We start from the raw sequence: 1,159 nt of genomic DNA, 5'->3' as shown, positions 1-1,159 counted from the left end.
CTAGTCACCTGAATCTAAAGTCCTTGGCATTGTGATTTCTGGCAGAACCGCTTGACGGAGGCGAGGATTTCGTCAGCTGACTTGACCCATCGATATGGCTTCGGGGCCTCGTTATGTGCATCGATGAATGTGGCAATGTCAGCCTCCAACTCGGCCACGGACCTGTGTACTCCACGCTGGATCTGCTTGCGGGTCAATTCGGCGAACCATCTTTCGACCTGGTTCAGCCAACTTGCCGAAGTCGGGGTGAAGTGTACGTGCCAGTGCGGGCGGCGGGCCAACCAGGCCTTCACCTTCGGAGTCTTGTGGGTCGCGTAATTGTCCATCACCAGATGCACGTCCGGCCCTTCGGGCATCCGCCGGTCGAGTTCCTTGAGGAAGTTCAGGAACTCGGTCGCACGATGGCGCTTATAGCATTTTCCGATCACAGCACCGGTGGCAATGTCGAGCGCCGCAAACAGTGAGGTCGTGCCGTTTCGGATGTATGTGTGGGTGCGCCGCTCGGCCACACCGGGGGCCATGGGCAATACGGGCTGTTCTCGATCTAACGCCTGGATTTGAGATTTCTCGTCCACGCACAAGACGATAGCCCGGTTCGGTGGCGACATATAGAGGCCGACAACGTCCTGTACCTTGTCCACGAACAGCGGGTCGGTGGAGAGTTTGAAGGTCTCCGAACGATGCGGTTGCAGGCCGAACGCGTTCCAGATCCGACGGATTGTCGTGTGCGACAGACCGGTCTCCGCGGCCATCGAGCGGATCGACCAATGCGTCGCGTCCTTTGGGGTGGTCTCCAGCGTCCGTTTGATGACATCGGCGACCTGTTCATCCGATACAGTCCGTGGCCGGCCTTCGCGGTACTCGTCCGAAAGCCCTTCGATCCGGTGCTCCGCAAAACGCCGCCGCCATTTGCCGACTGTGTGCTCGCTGTGGCCGAGTTCCGCCGCGACGTCCTTGTTGGAAAGACCCGCCGCACAACGCAACACGATGCGGCACCTGTCAGATAATGACCGTGCCGCCTTGTGCCGGCGTAACTGCGCCTCAAGAAACGCCCGCTCCTCGCCGCTCAAATCAATAACTACCGCCGCACGACCTCTCATCATCCGCTCCCAAGGCTGCCTCAAATCTATGATGACAACTTCGGTTCCGGGTGACTAGG

The 1,159-nt window shown here is 59.3% G+C and carries 1 protein-coding gene; it reads right to left on the bottom strand.

Annotated elements, in window-relative coordinates; translation table 11 throughout:
* Positions 1-14 precede the first annotated feature (14 nt).
* Positions 15-1,103 carry an IS630 family transposase gene (locus B8991_RS20975; RefSeq protein WP_084355219.1) on the bottom strand — a complete coding sequence of 363 codons (1,089 nt, stop codon included), beginning with the start codon at positions 1,101-1,103 and terminating at the stop codon, positions 15-17.
* Between the last annotated feature and the right edge of the window lie 56 nt (positions 1,104-1,159).

The sequence above is a fragment of the Primorskyibacter flagellatus genome, from assembly GCF_900176485.1.
In the GTDB taxonomy this organism is placed as follows: domain Bacteria; phylum Pseudomonadota; class Alphaproteobacteria; order Rhodobacterales; family Rhodobacteraceae; genus Primorskyibacter; species Primorskyibacter flagellatus.
This window is presented reverse-complemented; position numbering and strand designations above follow the sequence as displayed.

What these genes read in the sequence shown, in the direction of transcription:
- B8991_RS20975 (WP_084355219.1), bottom strand. Translation starts at nt 1,103, where the DNA reads ATGATGAGAGGTCGTGCGGCGGTAGTTATTGATTTGAGCGGCGAGGAG.